This is a genomic window from Enterobacter cloacae complex sp. 342H5 (genome assembly GCF_050030905.1).
Lineage (GTDB): Bacteria > Pseudomonadota > Gammaproteobacteria > Enterobacterales > Enterobacteriaceae > Enterobacter > Enterobacter intestinihominis.
The window spans coordinates 2,942,845-2,963,420 of record NZ_JBLGVB010000001.1; the positions used below are offsets into that span (position 1 = coordinate 2,942,845).

General features: G+C 55.2%; 16 protein-coding genes. 3 read left to right on the top strand and 13 right to left on the bottom strand.

All coding sequences use genetic code 11. From position 1 onward, the window contains the following. Positions 1-14 precede the first annotated feature (14 nt). From wcaF to ACQG03_RS14145, 9 genes are all read right to left on the bottom strand, one after another. Positions 15-563 carry a colanic acid biosynthesis acetyltransferase WcaF gene (gene wcaF, locus ACQG03_RS14105; RefSeq protein WP_003863512.1) on the bottom strand — a complete coding sequence of 183 codons (549 nt, stop codon included), beginning with the start codon at positions 561-563 and terminating at the stop codon, positions 15-17. A 16-nt stretch (positions 564-579) separates the two neighbouring features. Continuing rightward, a complete protein-coding gene (wcaE, locus tag ACQG03_RS14110; protein ID WP_022648636.1) occupies positions 580-1,326 on the bottom strand; it encodes a colanic acid biosynthesis glycosyltransferase WcaE in 747 nt (248 codons plus the stop codon). 16 nt (positions 1,327-1,342) lie between these two features. Next, entirely contained in the window at positions 1,343-2,563 is a 1,221-nt protein-coding gene (wcaD, locus tag ACQG03_RS14115; RefSeq protein ID WP_022648637.1) for a colanic acid polymerase WcaD, read from the bottom strand. Next, on the bottom strand, positions 2,538-3,755 hold the full coding sequence (wcaC, locus tag ACQG03_RS14120; protein ID WP_063162891.1) for a colanic acid biosynthesis glycosyltransferase WcaC: 1,218 nt from the start codon (positions 3,753-3,755) through the stop codon (positions 2,538-2,540). The genes wcaD and wcaC overlap by 26 nt, the downstream gene beginning before the upstream one ends. Beyond that, complete coding sequence (gene wcaB / locus ACQG03_RS14125) at positions 3,752-4,243, bottom strand: colanic acid biosynthesis acetyltransferase WcaB (RefSeq protein WP_023300548.1); 492 nt, start codon at positions 4,241-4,243, stop codon at positions 3,752-3,754. Before wcaB ends, wcaC begins: the two co-directional genes overlap by 4 nt. After that, the gene (gene wcaA / locus ACQG03_RS14130; RefSeq protein WP_006811246.1) at positions 4,243-5,085 is read right to left on the bottom strand and encodes a colanic acid biosynthesis glycosyltransferase WcaA; all 843 of its coding nucleotides are present in this window, start codon (positions 5,083-5,085) and stop codon (positions 4,243-4,245) included. The genes wcaB and wcaA overlap by 1 nt, the downstream gene beginning before the upstream one ends. 122 nt (positions 5,086-5,207) lie before the next feature. Next, positions 5,208-7,370: a tyrosine-protein kinase Wzc gene (gene wzc, locus ACQG03_RS14135; RefSeq protein ID WP_022648640.1), complete on the bottom strand. Its 2,163-nt coding sequence runs from the start codon at positions 7,368-7,370 to the stop codon at positions 5,208-5,210. Positions 7,371-7,372: 2 nt separating this feature from the next. Further along, positions 7,373-7,816: a low molecular weight protein-tyrosine-phosphatase Wzb gene (gene wzb / locus ACQG03_RS14140; RefSeq protein WP_003862078.1), complete on the bottom strand. Its 444-nt coding sequence runs from the start codon at positions 7,814-7,816 to the stop codon at positions 7,373-7,375. A 6-nt stretch (positions 7,817-7,822) separates the two neighbouring features. Beyond that, positions 7,823-8,959, bottom strand: a complete 1,137-nt coding sequence (locus ACQG03_RS14145; RefSeq protein WP_022648641.1) for a polysaccharide export protein — start codon at positions 8,957-8,959, stop codon at positions 7,823-7,825. 693 nt (positions 8,960-9,652) lie between these two features. On the opposite strand from ACQG03_RS14145, the gene ACQG03_RS14150 reads away from it, so the two are divergent. Continuing rightward, positions 9,653-11,236: a TerC family protein gene (locus tag ACQG03_RS14150; RefSeq protein ID WP_015572372.1), complete on the top strand. Its 1,584-nt coding sequence runs from the start codon at positions 9,653-9,655 to the stop codon at positions 11,234-11,236. Positions 11,237-11,326: 90 nt separating this feature from the next. Here ACQG03_RS14150 and asmA read toward each other — a convergent pair whose 3' ends face one another. From asmA to udk, 3 genes are all read right to left on the bottom strand, one after another. Further along, positions 11,327-13,177 carry an outer membrane assembly protein AsmA gene (asmA, locus tag ACQG03_RS14155; RefSeq protein WP_063162890.1) on the bottom strand — a complete coding sequence of 617 codons (1,851 nt, stop codon included), beginning with the start codon at positions 13,175-13,177 and terminating at the stop codon, positions 11,327-11,329. Positions 13,178-13,200: 23 nt separating this feature from the next. Further along, positions 13,201-13,782, bottom strand: a complete 582-nt coding sequence (gene dcd, locus ACQG03_RS14160) for a dCTP deaminase (RefSeq protein ID WP_063162889.1) — start codon at positions 13,780-13,782, stop codon at positions 13,201-13,203. Between the two features lie 91 nt (positions 13,783-13,873). Beyond that, the gene (gene udk, locus ACQG03_RS14165) at positions 13,874-14,515 is read right to left on the bottom strand and encodes a uridine kinase (RefSeq protein ID WP_000130320.1); all 642 of its coding nucleotides are present in this window, start codon (positions 14,513-14,515) and stop codon (positions 13,874-13,876) included. Positions 14,516-14,857: 342 nt separating this feature from the next. On the opposite strand from udk, the gene ACQG03_RS14170 reads away from it, so the two are divergent. Continuing rightward, the gene (locus ACQG03_RS14170; RefSeq protein WP_032623944.1) at positions 14,858-18,187 is read left to right on the top strand and encodes a diguanylate cyclase; all 3,330 of its coding nucleotides are present in this window, start codon (positions 14,858-14,860) and stop codon (positions 18,185-18,187) included. Here the strand turns inward: ACQG03_RS14170 and alkA are convergent. After that, entirely contained in the window at positions 18,152-19,024 is an 873-nt protein-coding gene (alkA, locus tag ACQG03_RS14175; protein ID WP_063162888.1) for a DNA-3-methyladenine glycosylase 2, read from the bottom strand. The two genes, ACQG03_RS14170 and alkA, sit on opposite strands and share 36 nt — an antisense overlap. 130 nt (positions 19,025-19,154) lie before the next feature. Here alkA and yegD point away from each other — a divergent pair, with 130 nt between their 5' ends. Continuing rightward, a complete protein-coding gene (gene yegD / locus ACQG03_RS14180; RefSeq protein WP_023306578.1) occupies positions 19,155-20,507 on the top strand; it encodes a molecular chaperone in 1,353 nt (450 codons plus the stop codon). The last annotated feature ends 69 nt before the right edge of the window (positions 20,508-20,576 follow it).

The window sequence follows — 20,576 nt, forward strand, 5'->3', positions numbered from 1 at the left end:
CTCTACTTATGAATTTAATCAGTTTCAACGCGTTCGCGTATCACCACTGCGGGGTTGCCACGGCAAATTTTATTTGCCGGTAGCGATTTAAAAACGCTGCTGCGGGCACCGACTACCGTGCCATCGCCAACAGAAACACCGGGTGCAACAAAGACGTCTGTTGCCAGCCAGCATTTTTCACCGATCACAACAGGCGAAGCGGTAATATCAAAATGCGGGCTCATAAAATCGTGGCTGCCGGTGCACAAATAACACTTCTGTGAAACCACCGAATTTGCGCCAATCGTAATCTCGCCAAGGGTATATAACACCGCGTCATCCCCAACCCAGGCGTAATCCCCAAGCGTTAATTTCCAGGGATAAGTAATTTTCACCGAAGGACGAATGACTACGTTTTTTCCTATTTTTGCGCCAAACAGACGCAGTAAAAATGCGCGCCAGCGGTACAGTATTTGCGGCGACCAGGCAAATAACGTTGCCTGTACAGCCCACCACAGTTGAACTTTAATACCGCTCCCGCCCCGAAAACCTTTCGGCACGGAGAATCCATTTAATTCCTGCATTACGTTTCCTTATATCTCAGGCTTTGTTATATAAGGCTTTCGCTTTACCCGTCGTTTTCAGACGTAAGAAATAAGATAATTCCGCCCAGAACCCCGGCACGCGTAATATTTTACGCTGCACGTTTTTGGCATCCTGGCACAATTCCAGATTATTCGAGGTTGACACGCCGCCCATTGAAAATTCGGATACCAGTCCTTTAATTCGACGGAACGGGTAGCCAGATTTGTACAGGCTGGCGGCCAGGGCATAATCTGATGACACTTTATAACGCAAATCGTAAGGCTGCTTTTTCAGGCCGCTCATCGGAAAGAAAATAGCCTGATGGCTTGCCGGCAAGCTGTGGTAGATATACCAGCCTGGTTTCGCGCCGCGCAGGACTTTTTTCCCCTCGCCGAAATCAAGCAGCGCATCACCGATAAACATGGCATCTTCTTTCTGGCGCGCCAGCTGGCGTGCAAACAGCGCCACATCTTCATGGAACACGTCGCCGGAATTGAGGAAGATGGCGTAGCGCCCCTGCGCCATGTTGATGCCTTTATTCATGGCATCGTAAATGCCTTTATCTTTCTCGCTGATGTAACGTAAGTTGAACTCACCGTTAAGTTTTTCCAGGAACTCCGCCGTGCCGTCGTTCGAGCCGCCATCGACCACGATCCACTCAAAGGTGAGGCTCGGATCGCGCGCCAGGTTGCGCAGCGAGCGCCAGGTTTTTACCACCCCTTCGTGGTTACGAAAGGCGACAGTAATGACGCTAAGAAACATAAATCACCTCATTTCGTCATACGCTCGTAATATTCAGCGCTTTGCGCAAAATAAACGGACATACAATTAAGAATGCATATTCCGGGCTAAATATTGACCCGGTAAAAAACAACGACACCGGTGTGAACAGATAAAGTTGCACGCGAAAGTTCTGGTTATCACCAAACGCGTTAATCATCATTTTGAAAACTTTAAACAGATACCACAGTGTCAACAGTACGGCGAACCAGGAAAAATAGATAATTAACAGATACAGACCATTGTCTATGGTTTTACCGACATCCGCACCGTTAAAGATTCCGAATGATGCAACATATTCGTAAAGTGAGCCGAATCTTACTACGCCATCAATATGGGTTAAGGAATAACCCACCATCACCAGTGGACCAATGATGCGATAATAGGACGACGAACCTTCCGTTCCCAAATCACCCAGACGTTCAGAAATGTACGGGAATGCGAATATTACGCCCACTAAAAATACCGTCAGAGAAATGATCGCCAGCGGCAGTTTTTTCTTAATCGCCTCTTTGTTCAGGTACTGGAACGCCCACTCCAGCAGGTAAAACAGAATAAACGTCATTACCCCTGAGAACGACCCTGACAGAACGATTCCTGCAAGAATCATAGCATCGGTCTTGGGGGTTTTGATACCGAACTGTTTGATGCTGAGCCAAATTGAGATTAATGCCAGAGCAAAAAACGCCGGTTCAAAATAGAGCGCAGTGGTACGCTTGCCACCAAACTTAATGAAGTTCAGTACATAGCTGTTACTGTATATAAGATATTTCGAAATTATTTCCATCAGGCTACTGCCGCCTGTGAGAATAATTTGCGCCATCTCCAATGCCGCAAGCATAACAATCAGCCCGACGACAATATAAAAGAACCTGAGGATTTTCCTATAATTGTGCGGAGAGATAGTTTTAAAACGAATACTCCACACCATGCCAATAATGATAACGATATAAACAAACAGCATGGTGGAGGTGACATATTTGCTGGCGTCCAGCGACTGACCAAAGATGTAGTTAAAGGCCGTCAGACCAAACCCGATCCCCAGCGCAATCATCAGCTTTTTGAGGTTAAGCTTGTCAACGTATAGCAACAGCAGAACCGGCAGGAAGGTGACGATGGTGATTGGGAAGCTTTCACCGAGCTGGGCAATCTTGACGTTGACCAGCAGGTAGATCAGCGGCAGCAGCAGATAACTACAGATTCTGATAGAACGAGACATACTCCTCCAGCATCTGTTGTCCACTGTACGCTTTGCGGCTGCGGTTGCGGAACGATTCCAGGTCCGTGCCAAAAACAGCCTGCGCGATATCGGCCTTCGACAGCTGCACCAGCGGCAGCACCTCGTTCTCACTGAAGGTTTTACCGCCCGATTTCTCCAGCACTTCGCGCGCCGCGTCGCTGTGGGTGGCAATGACCGGCACGCCAATGGAGAGCGCTTCGCACAGGATCAGTGGGTAGTTGTCCACGCGGGAGCTGAACACCAGCGCGTCCATACCGTTGAGCGCGCTCATCAGTTTGCGCTTGTTGGTTTCAAACCCGTGATTCACCACGTTAGCGCCTTCGAACGGCGAGAATTTGCCGAAGGTATGCAGCTCAATTTTGTCGCCGAGCGCCATCATGTCGCGCACCAGCTGTTGGTTGGTTTTGCCGTCGTAGCGCAGGTCATGGGCGACGACCGCAATTTTCGGCTTGCCGGTGGTAATGGCTACGGGCGTCAGTTCGGCCAGGATCTCTTCCGTCGCCACATCAATACCGTTGTTGATAATCTGGCAGCGCCCTGCTCCGTACAGGCTATTAAAAGCATCTGCCACGTGCTGGCTTGGAGAGATAAAGGTGCAGCCGAGCGAGAGCATGTCGCGGAACAGCTGACGCTTGCCCTCAACCAGCTGATGCGCGCGATCGACCTTCACCGGCGGATAGTTGCTGAGCGTAGGGCATTTCTGGCAGTTATCTTTCCAGCCTTCGCAGCCGTCGGTAAAGGCGCAGCGTCCGGTCACGCTCCAGTGGTCGTGTAGCGTCCAGACGAAACGGGTGTCCGGCTTGTGCGCCTTCACTTTGCCACAAAACGCTACCACCTCTTCCAGATTCAGCCAGTAGCTGTGTAGCACGTGGAAGTGCAGCACAACCGGCCCGCGGGTGCGGGTGACGGTGCGGTAGAGATTATTCAGGTTGCCGAACAGGTCGCGGTTAAACAGGCGGAACAGCGCAATATTGGCGATGGAGGTCAGACGTGGCGTCTGCTTCAACACCTGCGGATAGTTATCATGGCTGACGCTTTTCTTGCCGCCCTTGCCGTAACCGTAAACAAAGCGCGACTGTAATCCTTTTTGCAGCGCGCGCTGGTGCAGATCCAGCGCTACGCCTGCCGCCCCGCCCTCTGCGAGGCGTACGTTAAATTGCAGAATGTTCATTTAATCACCTTCACGCGGGCTTTCTCGCCCACCACCAGCGCATTGTCCGGAATGCTGTCCAGCACCACGCTGCCTGCGCCAACCGTCACGTTATTGCCCACGGTAATCTCCCCGATCATCACCACGTTGGCGCCCAACTCGACGTTATTGCCAATCACCGGGCAGGCCAGGCTGTCTGGCCCACGGTTGCCGATTGTCACCCCGTGGCGAATGGTGAAATCATCACCCGCGACGACGAACTTGTTGATGACGACCGCATAGCCGTGATGAATGGTAAAGCGGCGGCCAATGGTGGCAGCGGCCTGAATTTCATAGCCAAAAAAGCATTCGGTGATGATGCGGTACAGCACCAGCACCGGCGCGGCCCAGATATTGTTCAGCACATTTTTTTTGCGCCACACCGAGCAAAAGTGCGCAATACGGTAGGCCAGAACCATGCAGCACGGGCGCAGGCTCCAGCTGTTAGCACGGCAATCTTCCAGAAACATTATTTCCCCCGAAGCCCGTCAGCCAGACGCTTGCCGTTACGCACCGACAGCAGCGTCAGCAGCGTGCGCCAGTTCATGCGCTTATTGCGGATCTGATAGAGGGTAAAGAGCTGATACTTCCGACTGGCACGGTCAAACTTGTCCTTGTGCTTGCGGTAAAAATGGAAGTAGCCCGAGAATTTTTTCGGTGACGAGGTGATCTGCATCTCCCCGTGGTTGATGTGCAGGATCTGCGTGGCCTCTTCCACCTTCCACGGCTCGCCGTACTCCACCACCATCCGCAGGAAAATGTCGTAATCCTGTGCGGCCTTCAGCTCGGTATCGAACAGACACTCCTTAAAGCGCCAGGCCCAGGTAAACACCTGGTTGCCGATAATGTTGCGCTTGTAGAACAGGCGGCGGGAATACGGTGATTTCGGATACAGCGGCAGGCTGGCCGGCTGCGAATAGACCTCGCCCTGACAGACATAGTCGTTGGCATACAGAAACGCGTGGGTCACCAGCTGCGCTTTGTGCGACAGGAAGATCGACAGACGGTTTGGTGTCCATTCGTCATCATCGTCGATACCGGTCAGATACTGCCCTTTCGCCTGCATAATCGCCTGATTGCGCACCGCGCACGCCCCGGAGTTGATGGCGTTATGCGTGTACACCACGCGCGGGTCGTTCAGGTCTTCGACAAACTTTTGCAGCTGTTCGTAAGAGGAGGAACAGTCATCCACGATAATCAGTTCCCAGTTATCGTAATCCTGACGCAGGACCGATTTAATCGCGCGGATCGCCAGCTGCTGACGATTCCATGTCGGCATATAGATAGAAATCAAAGGGCGTTGTGTGCTCATGTATTCCTCCTGCCCCTCACCCCGGCCCTCTCCCCGGAGGGGAGAGGGTGAAAGACCGCACCAGGCAGTCCCCTCTCCCCTCAGGGGAGAGGGTTAGGGTGAGGGGTGTGGGGTGTGTTTTGTTATTTAGAGTCAGACTTGTATTCGTACTCGTAGTAGCCGTAATCCTGATAACCCGTCGCACGGCGGAAGATGGAGTTCAGAATGACCCCTTTCACCTCAATACCGTTCTGCTCAAAGCGGCTCAGGCTGGTTTCCACTTCCTTCAGGGTGTTCACCGCATAGCGTGCAACCATCAGCGTGGTGCCCGCATGACGCCCTACCACGGCGGCGTCGGTGACCGCCAGAATTGGTGGGGTATCGATCAGCACCAGGTCATAGTTTTTGCTTGCCCACTCGATCAGCTGCGTGAAGCGCTCGCTCATCAGCAGTTCAGACGGGTTCGGCGGTACCTGGCCACGCGGGATCAGGTCAAATTTCGGAATCGAGGTCGGCTTGGCGCTCTCGCTGATCTCCCCTTTACCCAGCAGGATTTCCGACAGGCCGTTAACGTTGTTGGTGCCCAGCAGCTCATGGGTGTAGCCCTTACGCATGTCGCAGTCGATCAGCAGCACGCGCTTGTTGGTCTGGCTCACCACCGCCGCCAGGTTGGCACAAACGAAGGTCTTACCAATTGACGGGCTGACACCGGTCATCATCAGGACGTTGTTTTTGGCCTGCATCATGGCGAAGTGGAGGCTGGTACGCAGGCTACGCACCGCTTCAATCGCCAGGTCGGTCGGGTTACCCACGGCCAGCAGCTGGCTCTGTTTGTAACGCTTGACGCCCTTAACGGTTTTGACGCTGTCACGGGACTTCTGCCACTCCGAAAGCGGGATGCTGGCGTACACGCTGATCCCGTTCTCTTCCAGCACCTGCGGGCTTTCGATACCGCGGTTGAACAGCGAGCGCAGCAGCACGCCGACGATAGAGAGCATCAGGCCGAGAATAATGCTGCCGAGGATAATCAGCGCTTTCTTCGGCTTCAGCACGCCCGGCTGGGTAATCGCCGGGTCAACGATACGCACGTCGCCCACGGTGCTGGCTTCGGTGATTTTCAGCTCCTGCTGCTTGTTCAGCAGTTGCATGTAAACCTGCTGGCCGGATTCCACATCACGCGTCAGGCGTACGATTTCCTGCTGCGTCTTCGGCATCGCGGTCACGCGGTCATTCAGCTTCGCCTTCTCTTCTTCCAGGGTACGACGTTTCTCGAGCAGCGTGCGGTACGCCGGGTGACGTTTGGTATAGAGCTTGGAAATTTCCGCCTCTTTAAAGGTCAGCTCGTTTAGCTGCGCATCAATATTGACCATGGAGTCGAGAACCGATTTCGCCTCCAGCGGCAGGTCGACGGAGTCTTTATCCTGACGGTATGCGTTCAGCTTGTTCTCGGCGTCATCCAGACGGGCGCGCACCTCCGGCAACTGTTTACTGAGGAACGCGAGGCTTTTAGCGGCTTCCGCTGACTTGCGCTCAACGTTCTGCTCAAGGTAGTTACGGGTGATGCTGTTCAGGATGTCGCGGATTTGATCCTTGTCTTCACCTGTGAAGGTCATGCTCAGGACGCCGGTGTCCTTGCCGTTTTCGGTGACGGTCAGGTTGTTTTGCAGATTGTTGATCATTCCGAGCGTCGAGAATTTGGTGACCGTAAACTCACCGCCCTCGTGCGCCTGGATGGCACCAACCCTGATGCTCACGCCATCTTTGGTCAGCATCTGCCCCACTTCGCCGCGCGCGCTGAAGCCTGCGTCGCTGGTCAGCTGATACTGTTTTGGTCCCAGCACGGTCAGGGTAAAGGTTTGGTCCCCTGCCCCTTTTGGAATCACGAAGTCGGTCACTTTTACCGTATCGTTACTGCGCCCCATCAGGCGATCCCAGCCTGCGCCAAACACCGGGAAGGTGTTTTTGGTGACCGCGATATCCAGCCCCAGATCGTGAACCGTTTTGCCCAATACCAGGCGCGACTGGATCAGCTGAATTTCAGCCTCCGATGCCGGCGGCTTGTTGGCCAGCGCAGAGCCGATATCCTGAACCAGCGAGTTTCCGGTATTTTGTTCGATCTGCACCAGCGCGTCGGCGCTGTAAATAGGCGTCGCGAACAGCGTATAAACGATCGCCGCCACGGCAAAGATGGCGGTTATACCCAGCACCCACCATTTCGCTTCAATAACGGTCCCGACCAGGCGACCGATATCGATTTCATCACTGCCCGACGTCGGGGCGGCAGAAGGTCTTGTTTTTTCTGTCATTGTTATCCCTGCTGAGCTTTCAGTGCCTGCGCCCACTGGCGGGCAGACTGGTCTAGTAAGGTGTATACCGCCTCAAAGGCCTCGCGGCTCTTGCGATACGGATCGGGAATTTCGCGCTCACCATCCCAGTGACCAAACAGCATCACCTTGCCGCGCATCTCCGGTGCGATATCGCACAGCGCGTGAATGTGGCGTTTTTCCATCGCGAGGATCAGGTCATATTCCCGGCACATTCGGCCAGAGACCTGACGGGCAACGTGCCCGTCGAGTGAGAGGTTATGCTCAAGGGCGACGCTTGCGGCACGTTCGTCGGCACCTTTTCCGACCAGCGCGCCCAGCCCTGCGGAGTCGACCGTTAACGCAGGCTGGTAATTTTTCAACAGCCTTTCAGCTGTGGGGGAACGGCAAATGTTCCCCACACACACCACCAGAATTTTGTTAAACATCGCGGCTTACCAGGTATGAATGTCGCTCGCCGTATCCGTCATGTAGCGAACGCCACTGATGGTAGGCAGCAACTGGTTGATCAGACGGTTCCAGCGGGCAACCGGCGCGGTGGTGACATAGACCACATCGTATGGCTGGAGACGGAACGACGTTGCCATGACCAGCGACGTCGCGTCGGACATGTCCAGCTGGTAGATGTTGGCAATCTTGCCTTTCGCGTTTTCGCCTTTGATTGGACGGATCACAAAGATGCCGCTGGCGTTGGAGGCGGTCAGATCGATACCTTCCGCGTTGCCCAGGGCTTCGGTCAGGGTCATACCGCTGAAGTCCATCTTGAGGGTGCTCTGTTTCTTCACTTCACCCATCACGAACACTTTCAGATCGTCGTTGCGCGGCACGTAAAGAATATCGCCCGGATAGAGGAGACGGTTCTGGGTCAGGTCACCGTTTTGCATCAGCGCCTGAAGCGAAATGCGCTGCTCTTTGCCGTTGTGGGTCAGCACCACGTTGCGCCAGTCAGCACCGTCGGTTAAGCCGCCTGCGGCATTGATCGCATCAAGAACGGTGAGCGGGACGTTGGTGATAGCCTGCTGGCCGGATTTGTTGACCTGGCCTGAGATATAGGCTTTCTGGGATCGGAACGCGGCGATATTAACGTCCACCTGCGGGTCAGCAATATACTGCGCCAGGCGGCCGGTAATATCACTACGGATCTCAGCAAGCGTTTTGCCCGCGACGTGCACTTTGCCAATGTAGGGATAGAACATGGTGCCATCGGACTGTACCCAGTTACCGGTGTCGCTTGAGCTGCGGTACTGGCCCGCAGGTGTGGTCAGTTCCGGGTGATCCCAGACGGTCACGTTAATCACGTCACCCGGACCAACGCGATACTGGTAAGAGGCAATTTCCTGGTCCAGAGACATATTTGGCTGAGCAACATTCGGACGTGGGCGTAATTGTTCTACCAGACGTGGGGTTAATGGGTAAACATTCACCATTTTGTCGAGATCAAAATCAGCATCCTGCTGTTTAATCACATCCTTGCCCATTGTTGACATATTGCTGCCGGGAAAGACCGTGCAACCACTCATCAAGGTCACAGACACCAATAATGGCATCAATTTCATTTTGGATTTCATCATTGATTATTTATCACTTTGGCAGAGTAATTATCCTGTGCAATTAAAATAAGCGCGGGTCGTGGTGACAATCAGAATGCAGTTAATCATTTAGCAATATAACTGGCATCAGTCCTAAAAAAAGCTTATTCATCCATTGGCTATTGACAGAATAATTGAGGCTGATTCACACGCTTTCAGGCACGCTACCGCCCTTGGCTTTCAGTTACCAATCCACTGACTAAACAATGCGTTATGGTTAGACACCCTCTTGGATCAGGCCTTTTGAGAAATATATCCGCCACCTTAAACGGGTGATTGATAATGTATAACCTTCACCAAAGACTGAAACAAAAATAGCAACAAAGAGATTTAACATTTGATGCTGGAAGAATTGTTGCAGCTAACCTAATAGCAGGCAAGGAGACAACCGTCCTAATATTCGTTTTTAAGATTAATATTAAGAGCAAAGTTTTGAGGTTTTCGGATTTTCTTTATATTGACAAAATAGAGCACGAGACCATTTATTGCGATATATCCTAAATATCGTCTTTTGTAATTAAATCTTCGCATTTAACTTATTTACACAGCCCCGCAAATGAGTTTTACCTGAGTGTAGCATTAAGAGAAATCTCACCCCGGCATTGCAATTTCCGTCTGCTTTATCCATGATCGAAGTGTGACATTAGTCATATAACAGAAGGTATTGCATTTACTATGGAATGGATTGCCGATCCATCAATCTGGGCCGGGCTGGTGACGCTGGTCGTCATCGAATTAGTGCTCGGCATTGATAACCTGGTGTTTATCGCCATCCTTGCCGATAAATTACCCCCTTCACAACGCGACCGCGCCCGCGTGACGGGTCTTCTGCTCGCCATGGTGATGCGTCTGCTGTTACTGGCCTCAATATCATGGCTGGTCACGCTCACCAAACCCTTATTCAGCGTGCAGGGTCTGAGCTTTAGCGCCCGCGACCTGATCATGCTTTTCGGCGGATTGTTCCTGCTGTTCAAAGCCACGGTTGAGCTTAATGAGCGGCTGGAAGGAAAAGACAGTGAAAACCCCACCCAGCGGCGCGGCGCTAAATTCTGGCCGGTGGTCGCGCAGATAGTGGTGCTGGATGCCGTCTTTTCTCTCGACTCCGTGATTACTGCCGTCGGGATGGTTGACCATCTGGCGGTGATGATGGCCGCCGTGATCATTGCCATCACCCTGATGGTGCTCGCCAGTAAAGCCCTGACGCGCTTCGTGAACAGTCACCCGACTATTGTCATTCTCTGTCTGAGCTTCCTGCTGATGATTGGCTTTAGCCTGGTGGCGGATGGTTTTGGCTTCCATATCCCGAAAGGATATCTGTACGCTGCCATTGGTTTCTCGGTGCTTATTGAGTTTCTTAACCAGCTGGCCATTTTCAACCGCCGCCGTTTTCTTTCCGCGAACCAGACATTACGACAGCGCACCGCAGATACGGTGATGCGCCTGCTGAGCGGCAAAAAAGAGGATGCCGAGCTGGATGCTGAATCCGCTGCGATGCTAGCCGACCACAGCGACGGGCAGATCTTCAACCCGCAGGAGCGCCGGATGATAGAGCGCGTGCTTAACCTCAACCAGCGCTCGGTCAGCAGTATCATGACCTCCCGCCACGACATTGAGCATATTGACCTGACGGCACCGGAAGAGCAGATCCGTGCCCTACTGGATAAAAACCAGCACACCCGCGTGGTGGTGACCGGCGGAGAAGAGGAAGAAGAGCTGCTGGGCGTGGTACACGTGATTGACCTGCTGCAACAGCAGCTTCACGGTGAGCCGCTCAACCTGCGCGCGCTGGTGCGCCAGCCGCTGGTCTTCCCGGAAGCGCTGCCGCTGCTCTCCGCGCTGGAGCAGTTCCGCAACGCGCGTACCCACTTCGCGTTTGTCGTTGATGAGTTTGGTTCTGTGGAAGGGCTGGTGACGCTCAGCGACGTGATGGAAACCATCGCCGGTAATCTGCCTAATGAGGTGGATGAGATCGATGCGCGTCACGATATTCAGAAAAACGCCGACGGCAGCTGGACCGCCAACGGCCACATGCCGCTTGAAGATCTGGTGCAGTTCGTTCCGCTTCCGCTGGACGAGAAGCGCGAATACCACACCATCGCCGGTTTGCTGATGGAATATCTGCAACGTATTCCGCAGCCGGGCGAAGAGGTCCAGGTGGGGGATTACATGATCAAAACCTTGCAGGTAGAGAGCCATCGCGTGCAGAAGGTGCAGCTGATACCGCTGCGCGGTGAGGATGAGATGGATTTTGAGGTGTAAAAAAGCCGGGTGGCGCTTCGCTTACCCGGCCTACGGTGTCTGGCTTTTGTAGGCCGGGTAAGGCGAAGCCGCCACCCGGCACAACAGGCATCAGAGCTTATCGAGCAACTTTTTCACGTCCTTACCAGACTGAGACTCTTTATTGCGGTCCGCCCAGTCATTCAGCCGACGTTTCGCTTCATCCTGAAGGTGCTTACGCAGGATCTGATCGACCTGCAAACTGTAATTCAGTTCCTGCCATTTTCCGTACACGCGCAGCGGTATCGGCGTCTCTTTCAGGAACTCGACAAGCTGACCTTCCCCTTCCCAGCCGGCCTTCACGCGGACGTTGAAGCGGGTGTCAACCGTCTCTTTCACCAGATCCAGCGCGCCGTTTCCGGTCAGCGCCAGCAGGGACGAGATTCCTTGCATCTCGTCGAGCGAGAGCTGACCGTTGTCGAGGGCAAGCTCGCTGGTAAAGCTGTCGAGACGGGTTGCGCTATCGTAGTTTTCATTCGCCTTCACGCTGCTGCTGCGCTCTACCGCCTGCTGCACCAGTTGCTGGAAGTTCAGCCCTTCCATGCGCGAATCTTTTAGCTCAACGTGCGCCTGCCCCTTCCAGCTACGACGGAAGGCGTCCGCATCAATCTTCGTGCCGGAGAAATCCCCGGCCAGCGACAGCTGCCCCGTGAGGGAAATCGGGTAATTAAAGGCTTTCAGGATGGTGCCAATCTCAACGTTTTCCAGACGCGGCTGGAACGCGGCGCTGGCAACGTCTTTACGTACGTCCAGCGTGCCCGGCAGGGAGAGATTTCCTGCCCCCATTTTTCCGCTGAGCTCAGAGATGACCAGCAGGCCGTTATGGTTGAACATCTGGCTGTTGACGTCAGTAAAATCAATCCCACGCCAGCGCACGCTGTTCGCTTTCAGCAGAATGTCGGCGGTAAATCCGCGCAGACCATTGTAGTCAGGCAGATCGAGACTGGAGGAGATCACCGGACGCGACTGCGTGACCTGGCTTTGCCCTACCTGCGCGACACCCTCATCGGTCGCATTCACCGTTTGGGCCGCGAGCAGGTTCTCAAGGTTCAGCTTGTCGAATTGCAGATCCAACACCCACTTGGGTTTCTCATCAAGCGTGACGCTCGCCTGCCCCTTCAGGGCACTGTCGTTGGCCTGGAGGTTGAGCGCGTTCAGTTCGAGCTGTTTGCGCTCTTCGTGCCACACCGCCTGCATCGTGCCCTGGCCGGCGATCCCCTTCGCGGGTAAATCCGCGCCGGTCAGCTGCCAGTTGACCTGCTGAACGTCCGCCGTCAGCTGGTGCGGGTAGTCAGAGGCGTTCACGTTCGCATTCATCGACAGGTTGAGATCGCGCTGGTTACGGTTGATCCGCCCGGAGAACTCCATGGTCGCGTGATGGTTGGCGTCCTGCTCCATCCTGAGGTTGATATTGCGGACGGTGATCTGTTCGTCATCCTCATGCTGGAAAACCAGCACGCTGTCAGCGACTTTCAGATTACCAATATCGAAAGACCAGCCGGTGTCAGACGGAACGTCAGGCAAAGTATTTTCACGCGGTGCGACCGGAGCATTCGCCTGACGAACGGCTTCGGTTTGTGGCGTAAGCTGAATCACCGCCCCTTTCAGCATCACCTGTTCAACCTGGAGCTGATGGGATAAGAGCGGGATGAGCGCGACATCAAGACGCATGTTATCCGCCGTAACAAGCGGCTGCGCGGCGCCCGGCGCGGTGAGCGACATACGTCCGGAGAGAATGCTGAGCTGCGGCCAGACGTGCCAGCGCAGCGGCCCGTCCAGCTTGAGTTCATACCCGCTGCGCGTTTCAACCTGCCGCACCATGTAGGCCCGGAAGTCATTCGGGTTAACCAGCAGCACCAACGCTGAAAGGCCAGCCACCAGCACCACCAGCAAAATCATCAGCGTTGTCAGAACTCTTCTCATGGCTTCCTCAGTGAACTCACAGATCAGTCTTTATCGATACGGCTGGCAACCGCACCCTGCTGGTCGCGATATTTTGCGTCCTGACGGCGGTTATAAGGACGGTCTGCCGGGCCGGTCAGCGGTTCGAAGCTCAACGCACCGATCATCATTCCCGGGCGAAGCGCCAGCGGCAGTTTACCGGCGTTAAAGAACTCCAGCACGATACGGCCAGACCAGCCCGGATCGATACGGTGCGCGGTGACGTGCACCATCAGGCCCAGACGCGCCAGAGAAGAGCGTCCGTCAAGCCAGCCGACCAGATCCGCAGGCAGCGTGACCGATTCAAAGGTCACCGCCAGCGCCAGTTCGCCAGGATGGAGATAAAACGCCTCTCCTTCTTCGATGACGATTTCGTTACTCATGACGCGATCCAGCGCTGCACTGACTTCGTCTTTCGGCCCGCTGAGGTCGATAAACGGTGCCGTGTGGCCGCTGAAGGTGCGGAACTTATTCCCCAGACGTACATCGACGGTCACGCCGTTAATACGCTCAACCGGCGGACGCGGGGTGATAGACAGGCGGCCTTCATCCAGCCAGGCTTCTATATCGCGGTCACAAAGACGCATGGCACTTTCTCCTTTCGTGCATCGCGCCCTGAATCCTTACGGCGTCAGGGCAAAACCAGGTTATCTCTGAACGGTACACAATTCACACGGCTTATTCAAAAAACTGACTGATTTTCGCTTTTAAGATATCAATGGCAATACGGTTTTTACCGCCGCGAGGCACAATAATATCGGCGTATTGTTTAGAAGGCTCAATAAATTGCAGGAACATCGGGCGAACGGTTTTCTGATACTGCGCCATCACGGAGTCCATGGAGCGACCGCGTTCGTTAACGTCGCGTTTAATACGCCGCATCAGGCAGATATCCAGCGGGGTATCGACGAAAATCGAGAAGTTCATTGATTCGCGCAGACGGGCGTCGGTGAGCAGCAAAATCCCTTCAAGGATAATCACCTTCTTGGGCTCAATGCGGATCGTTTCCTGGGTGCGGGTATGTTCCACGTAACTGTAGACGGGCAGCTCAATCGCCTCGCCGCGCTTCAGCGCTTCCAGATGCTGGAACAGCAGACTGTGATCCATCGCACTGGGGTGGTCGTAGTTGGTTTTTACGCGCTCTTCCATCGAAAGATGGGATTGATCTTTGTAATAGCTATCTTCGGGAATAACACCGATATGCTCATCACCCACTTGTTCACGCAGTTCGCGATAAAGCGTACTGGCAATAAGACTTTTACCTGAAGCCGATGCGCCGGCGATGCCTATGATGACGCACTGATGAGACTTATCAGTCATAAATTTAGCGACCTGATTAACCTGGATGTAAGGAAGGACGACGCCGGAGCGTCAAACGCGGCAATTATAGGGATTTCGGGGGCGTGATACCAGTCGAATGCGCAGGTTATGCGAGGCGGGCTGAAAAGCGCCGTTTCACGCCTTTAGCGAAATTTTTACGCACGGATTTTCACCATTTCATCCCCCTTCTTCGCAGAGTAACTATTTTATAAGTCTATGAAGTCAAAATCTGAGCACTCAGCATATGAATTGTAAAATGTTTGTACTAGCATAAACCAAATTAATGATTTCACGCGTCCGGAGCTGGCTCCTGACAACACGGCGTCCCTGGATAGAGCGGTAATGAATAAACAATACCAGCGGGTTTTGGTTACTACCCCACATCCTTTACTGCGGCTTGTCTGTCTGGGTCTGGTCACGTTCATCTTCACCTTATTTTCCCTTGAGCTGACTCGCTTCGGTACGCTGCTGGCGCCATTGTGGTTCCCGACCTCCATTATGATGGTGGCGTTTTACCGCCATGCGGGAAAAATGTGGCCCGGCATCGCCCTCGCCTGCTCCTTTGGCAATATTTTTGCCTCGTGGATGCTCTTTTCATGGGAATCAATCAACTTAACCTACACGGCAATCAATATTATTGAGGCCTGTGTTGGTGCGGTGTTGCTGCGTAAGCTGCTCCCCTGGTATAACCCGCTGCAAAACCTCAACGACTGGATACGCCTTGCCCTCGGCAGCGCCCTGGTGCCGCCGCTGGTGGGCGGCATTCTGGTTCATTTTCTGGTGCCAGGCGCGGAGCCGCTGCGTAATTTTCTGTTTTGGGTACTTTCAGAAGCCATTGGCGCGCTGGCGCTTGTACCGTTAGGTCTGCTGTTTAAACCGCATTACCTGCTGCGCCACCGCAACCCGAGACTGCTGCTGGAAACGCTGGTGACCCTGGTCGTTACGCTGGTTCTTAGCTGGACGGCAATCACCTGGCTGCCGTGGCCGTTCACCTGCATCATCGTTTTGCTGATGTGGAGCGCGGTACGCCTGCCGCGAATGGAAGCATTCCTGATTTTTTTATTCACCATCATGATGGTGTCCTTGATGATGGCGCGAAACCCGCCCTCCATGACACCTTCAAACATGATGGTGACCTTCAACGCGCCATGGCTTCCCTTTCTGATGATGCTGCTCCCCGCCAACATTATGACGATGGTGATGTATGCCTTCCGGGCCGAGCGTAAACATATTACTGAAAGCGAAGAACGTTTTCGTAATGCGATGGAATATTCCGCGATTGGTATGGCGCTGGTGGGCATTGAGGGCCAGTGGCTTCAGGCCAACAAGGCGCTGTGCAATTTCCTCGGTTACAGTCAGTCTGAGCTTCAGTCGCTCACGTTCCAGCAGTTAACCTGGCCGGAAGATTTAAATACCGACCTGGAGCAGTTGCAACAGCTGATTAACGGGGAGATCAACAGCTACAGCCTCGAAAAACGCTACTACACCCGCAGCGGCGAGGTGGTGTGGGCGCTGCTGGCCGTTTCCGTTGTGCGCCATGCAGACGGCACGCCGCTCTACTTTATTGCCCAGATTGAAGACATCAACGACCTGAAACAGACCGAGTGGGTGAATAAGCGTCTGATGGAGCGTATCACCCTCGCGAACGAAGCCGGCGGCATCGGGATCTGGGAGTGGGATCTCGAGCCGGACGTGATCAGCTGGGATAAACGGATGTTTGAGCTGTACGAGATCCCCCCGCACATTAAACCCACCTGGCAGCTCTGGCATGCGGCCATGGTGCCTGAAGATCGTCCGCACGCCGAACAGGTACTGCGTGAGTCACTCCAGGCCAGGGTGCCTTTCAAGCTGGAATTTCGCATTCGCGTCAAGGATGGCATTCGCCACATTCGTTCGCTGGCGAACCGGGTGCTGAACAAACAGGGCGAAGTGGAGCGGCTGTTAGGGATCAACATGGATATGACCGAGGTGAAGCAGTTGAACGAGGCGCTGTTCCAGGAAAAAGAGCGCCTGCATATCACCCTCGACTCCATCGGCGAAGCGGTGCTGTGCACCGATATCGACATGAACATCACCTTTATGAACCCGGTCGCCGAGAAGATGAGCGGCTGGTCGCAAAGCGAAGCGCTGGGTCAGCCCGTTCTGAAGGTGCTGCACATTACCTTCGGCGAGAACGGCCCGTTAATGGAAAACATCCACAGCGGCGATATGTCCCGTACCGATATCGAACAGGATGTGGTGCTTAACTGCCGGAATGGCGGCAGTTTCGACATTCATTACAGCATTACCCCGCTCAGCACCCTGGAGGGGCACGCTATCGGCTCGGTGCTGGTGATTCAGGATGTCACCGAGTCGCGCAAAATGCTGCGCCAGCTGAGCTACAGCGCTTCCCATGACGCCCTTACCCACCTGGCGAACCGCGTCAGTTTTGAAAACCATCTTAAGCGCTTGTTGCAGACGGTACAGGAGACCCATCAGCGTCACGCGCTGGTCTTTATCGACCTTGACCGTTTTAAGGCGGTGAACGATACCGCAGGCCACGCGGCGGGCGACGCGCTCCTGCGCGAACTCTCTTCGCTGATGCTGACCATGCTGCGCTCCAGCGACGTGCTGGCTCGTCTGGGCGGCGACGAGTTTGGCCTGCTGCTGCCGGACTGCAACGTCGAAAGCGCACGCTATATTGCGGGCCGGTTGATCGACGCCATCAACAACTATCATTTTTCCTGGGAAGGACGCCTGCACCGCATCGGCGCCAGCGCGGGGATCACATTGATTGACGACGCTAATTATCAAACAGCGGAAGTGATGTCTCAGGCCGATATCGCCTGTTACGCCTCGAAAAACAGCGGGCGCGGTGTGGTCACCGTCTATGAACCCCAGCAGGAGCGGATCCACAGCACGCGCAGCATGATGTCGCTGGATGAGCAGTGGCACATGATCAAAGATAATCATCTGCTGATGATCGCCCGCAGCGTCGCCTCACCGCGCATTCCCGAGAGCAGTAGCTTCTGGCTGATTTCCCTGCGGTTGTGGACCAGCCAGGGGGAAGTGCTGGAAGAGCATGCCTTCCGCGCCGGGCTGGCGGAGCCGGAGCTGCTGCACGCCCTTGACCGACGTATATTCAGCGAATTTTTCCGTACCTATGCCGCACAGGTGGCGGCCAAAGGGATGGGCGTCGCGCTGCCGCTCTCAGAAGCGGGTTTAGCCAGCGTCACGCTGGTGGATGAGCTGCTCGACCTGATCACCAGAGGTCCGCTGCCGGCGCGGCTGCTGCATCTGGCGATCGCCGTTGATGTGCTGAGCAATACGGATGAAAACGTGCAGCAGGGTCTGCAAAAGCTTCGTCAGGCTGGCTGTCGCGTGGTGCTAACCCGGGTTGGACGCGATATGAACGTCTTCAGCCAGCTCAGCGCCAACACCGCTGATTATTTGCTGCTGGATGCAGACGTGGTAACCAACGTCCACGGCAATCTGATGGATGAGATGATGGTGACCATCATTCAGGGCCACGCCCAGCGTCTGGGCATAAAAACCATTGCCGGGCCATGCCATCAGTCGATCATGATGAATACGCTGTCGGGCATCGGCATTGACTTTATTTACGGCGACACCATCGGGGAAGCGCAGCCGCTCGATCTACTGCTGAATACCAGCTATTTCGCCATCAACTGACGGCGACCAGCCGTCGGTGTACCAGATATGTAACAGCGCATACGAGCGCCACGGCTGCCAGCGCTCGGCATAGCGACGGATCTGCGCGGGCGTCATACCGGCAAAGCGCTGTTTAATGAGATAATCATCCGGCAGGAAAACATCCTTCGCCTGCCAGCCGCGCAAGGCCAGATAATTTGCGGTCCAGCGCCCGATGCCGGGGCGCTGCTGTAGCGCCTTCATCCCGGCCTCGACGTTCGCAGGCGGGAACAGCGGGAATTCACCCTCCACCACCGACTGCGCCAGATGAATCAACGACTCCGCACGCTTGAGCGGCATCCCAAGGGCTTTCAACGCCAGCGGATCCACCGCGGCCAGTACCTCTGGCGGAGGAAAACAGAGGTAGCCCGGCGCGTCCTGGATGGGTTCACCGCACAGCGCCACCACTCTTGACGCCAGTTTTGCCGCCATCGCCACGCTCACCAGTTGCCCGAGAATGGCGCGCACGCCCTGCTCATAGGCATCCATCGCGCCCGGCAAACGTAACCCCGGCCGCGCCGCGCCGAGGTCGCCCAGGGTCTGCGCAATTCTTAGCGGGTCGCAATCAAGATCGAACAGGCGGGCAGTGCGGTCCAGGCAAATATCCGCCACCGGGATCAGGCCAAGGCTGAGCGACACCGCCAGCGTATGGGTTGCGCTGTCTGGCGTAACCCGTAAAACGCCCTGGTGCCCCGCATAGCCAAAACTGCGTTCGTAGTAATCCTCCGTAACAGTCTCAACCCCTGTGACCGCACGCGCGGCAAGAAAGCCAAACATCCACTGCCAGTCGTAGGGCGGTTGCCAGTTCAGGGTGTACATCGTCTCTCCTTTTGTATTTACCTCAGCATAAACCGAAAGATCGCGTTGCGCCTTGCTTTCATATTCCTGTTGTCGCCTGGCAGACATTTCGCTAAAGTCTCGCCCCTTCTCACCGGCATGGGGATTTATTGTGTTTATTGGATTCGACTACGGCACCGCAAACTGCTCGGTTGCGATAATGCAAAACGGACAACCGCAGCTCCTGAAAATGGAAAACGGCAGTACGCTGTTGCCGTCAATGCTCTGTGCGCCCACGCGTGAAGCGGTGAGCGAGTGGCTGTTCCGCCATCATCAGGTTCCGGCCACGGCGGCGGAAACCCAGGCGCTGCTGCGCCGTGCGGTCAGCTTTAACCGCGAGGAAGATATCGACGTTACCCCTTCCAGCGTGCAGTTCGGCCTCTCTTCCCTCGGGCAGTACATTGAAGACCCGGAAGAGGTCTACTTCGTTAAATCGCCGAAATCCTTCCTCGGCGCCAGCGGCCTGAAGCCACAGCAGGTGGCGATGTTTGAAGATCTGGTCTGCGCGATGATGCTGCACATCCGCAATCAGGCGCAATCCCAGGTGCCGGATGCCATCACCCAGGCGGTGATTGGCCGTCCGATTAACTTCCAGGGGCTGGGCGGCGACGAAGCCAACCAGCAGGCGCAGGGGATCCTTGAGCGTGCAGCGCACCGGGCTGGCTTCCGTGACGTGGTGTTCCAGTATGAGCCGGTTGCGGCGGGGCTGGATTTTGAAGCCACGCTGACGGAAGAGAAACGGGTGCTGGTGGTGGACATCGGCGGTGGTACGACGGACTGTTCATTACTGCTGATGGGTCCGCAGTGGCATCATCGTCGCGATCGTGAAAACAGCCTGCTGGGGCACAGCGGCTGCCGCGTGGGCGGTAACGATCTGGATATCGCCCTGGCATTCAAGAGCCTGATGCCGCTGCTCGGCATGGGCGGTCAAACCGAGAAAGGCATCGCCCTGCCGATCCTGCCATGGTGGAATGCGATTGCCATCAACGACGTCCCTGCCCAGAGTGATTTTTACAGCACCGCGAATGGGCGTTTCCTTAACGATCTGGTGCGTGATGCGCAGGATGCAGAGAAGGTCGCGCTGCTGTATAAGGTGTGGCGTCAGCGTCTGAGCTACCGGGTGGTGCGCACCGCCGAAGAGAGCAAAATCGCCCTTTCCGATCGTCCTGAGCATGCGGTTACGCTGCCGTTTATCAGGGACGATCTGGCTACGGCTATCACCCAGGAAGGGCTGGAAATGGCGCTGGCTCAGCCGCTACAGCGTATTCTGGAGCAGGTGCAGCTGGCGCTTGAGAATGGCAAAGAGAAACCGGACGTGATTTACCTGACCGGCGGTAGCGCCCGTTCCCCGCTGATCAAGAAAGCGCTGGCGGAACAGCTGCCGGGGATCCCGATTGCCGGCGGCGATGACTTTGGCTCCGTTACGGCAGGGCTGGCGCGCTGGGCGCAGGTGGTGTTTAGCTAATGGAGTTGTGCCGGGTGGCGCTGCGCTTACCCGGCCTACGGTTCGAGGATCTTGTAGGCCGGGTAAGGC

What these genes read in the sequence shown, in the direction of transcription:
- ACQG03_RS14170 (WP_032623944.1), top strand. Translation starts at nt 14,858, where the DNA reads ATGAATAAACAATACCAGCGGGTTTTGGTTACTACCCCACATCCTTTA.
- ACQG03_RS14145 (WP_022648641.1), bottom strand. Translation starts at nt 8,959, where the DNA reads ATGATGAAATCCAAAATGAAATTGATGCCATTATTGGTGTCTGTGACC.
- wcaC (WP_063162891.1), bottom strand. Translation starts at nt 3,755, where the DNA reads ATGAACATTCTGCAATTTAACGTACGCCTCGCAGAGGGCGGGGCGGCA.
- wcaB (WP_023300548.1), bottom strand. Translation starts at nt 4,243, where the DNA reads ATGTTTCTGGAAGATTGCCGTGCTAACAGCTGGAGCCTGCGCCCGTGC.
- alkA (WP_063162888.1), bottom strand. Translation starts at nt 19,024, where the DNA reads ATGTACACCCTGAACTGGCAACCGCCCTACGACTGGCAGTGGATGTTT.
- dcd (WP_063162889.1), bottom strand. Translation starts at nt 13,782, where the DNA reads ATGCGTCTTTGTGACCGCGATATAGAAGCCTGGCTGGATGAAGGCCGC.
- ACQG03_RS14150 (WP_015572372.1), top strand. Translation starts at nt 9,653, where the DNA reads ATGGAATGGATTGCCGATCCATCAATCTGGGCCGGGCTGGTGACGCTG.
- wzc (WP_022648640.1), bottom strand. Translation starts at nt 7,370, where the DNA reads ATGACAGAAAAAACAAGACCTTCTGCCGCCCCGACGTCGGGCAGTGAT.
- udk (WP_000130320.1), bottom strand. Translation starts at nt 14,515, where the DNA reads ATGACTGATAAGTCTCATCAGTGCGTCATCATAGGCATCGCCGGCGCA.
- wcaA (WP_006811246.1), bottom strand. Translation starts at nt 5,085, where the DNA reads ATGAGCACACAACGCCCTTTGATTTCTATCTATATGCCGACATGGAAT.
- asmA (WP_063162890.1), bottom strand. Translation starts at nt 13,177, where the DNA reads ATGAGAAGAGTTCTGACAACGCTGATGATTTTGCTGGTGGTGCTGGTG.
- wzb (WP_003862078.1), bottom strand. Translation starts at nt 7,816, where the DNA reads ATGTTTAACAAAATTCTGGTGGTGTGTGTGGGGAACATTTGCCGTTCC.
- wcaE (WP_022648636.1), bottom strand. Translation starts at nt 1,326, where the DNA reads ATGTTTCTTAGCGTCATTACTGTCGCCTTTCGTAACCACGAAGGGGTG.
- wcaF (WP_003863512.1), bottom strand. Translation starts at nt 563, where the DNA reads ATGCAGGAATTAAATGGATTCTCCGTGCCGAAAGGTTTTCGGGGCGGG.
- wcaD (WP_022648637.1), bottom strand. Translation starts at nt 2,563, where the DNA reads ATGTCTCGTTCTATCAGAATCTGTAGTTATCTGCTGCTGCCGCTGATC.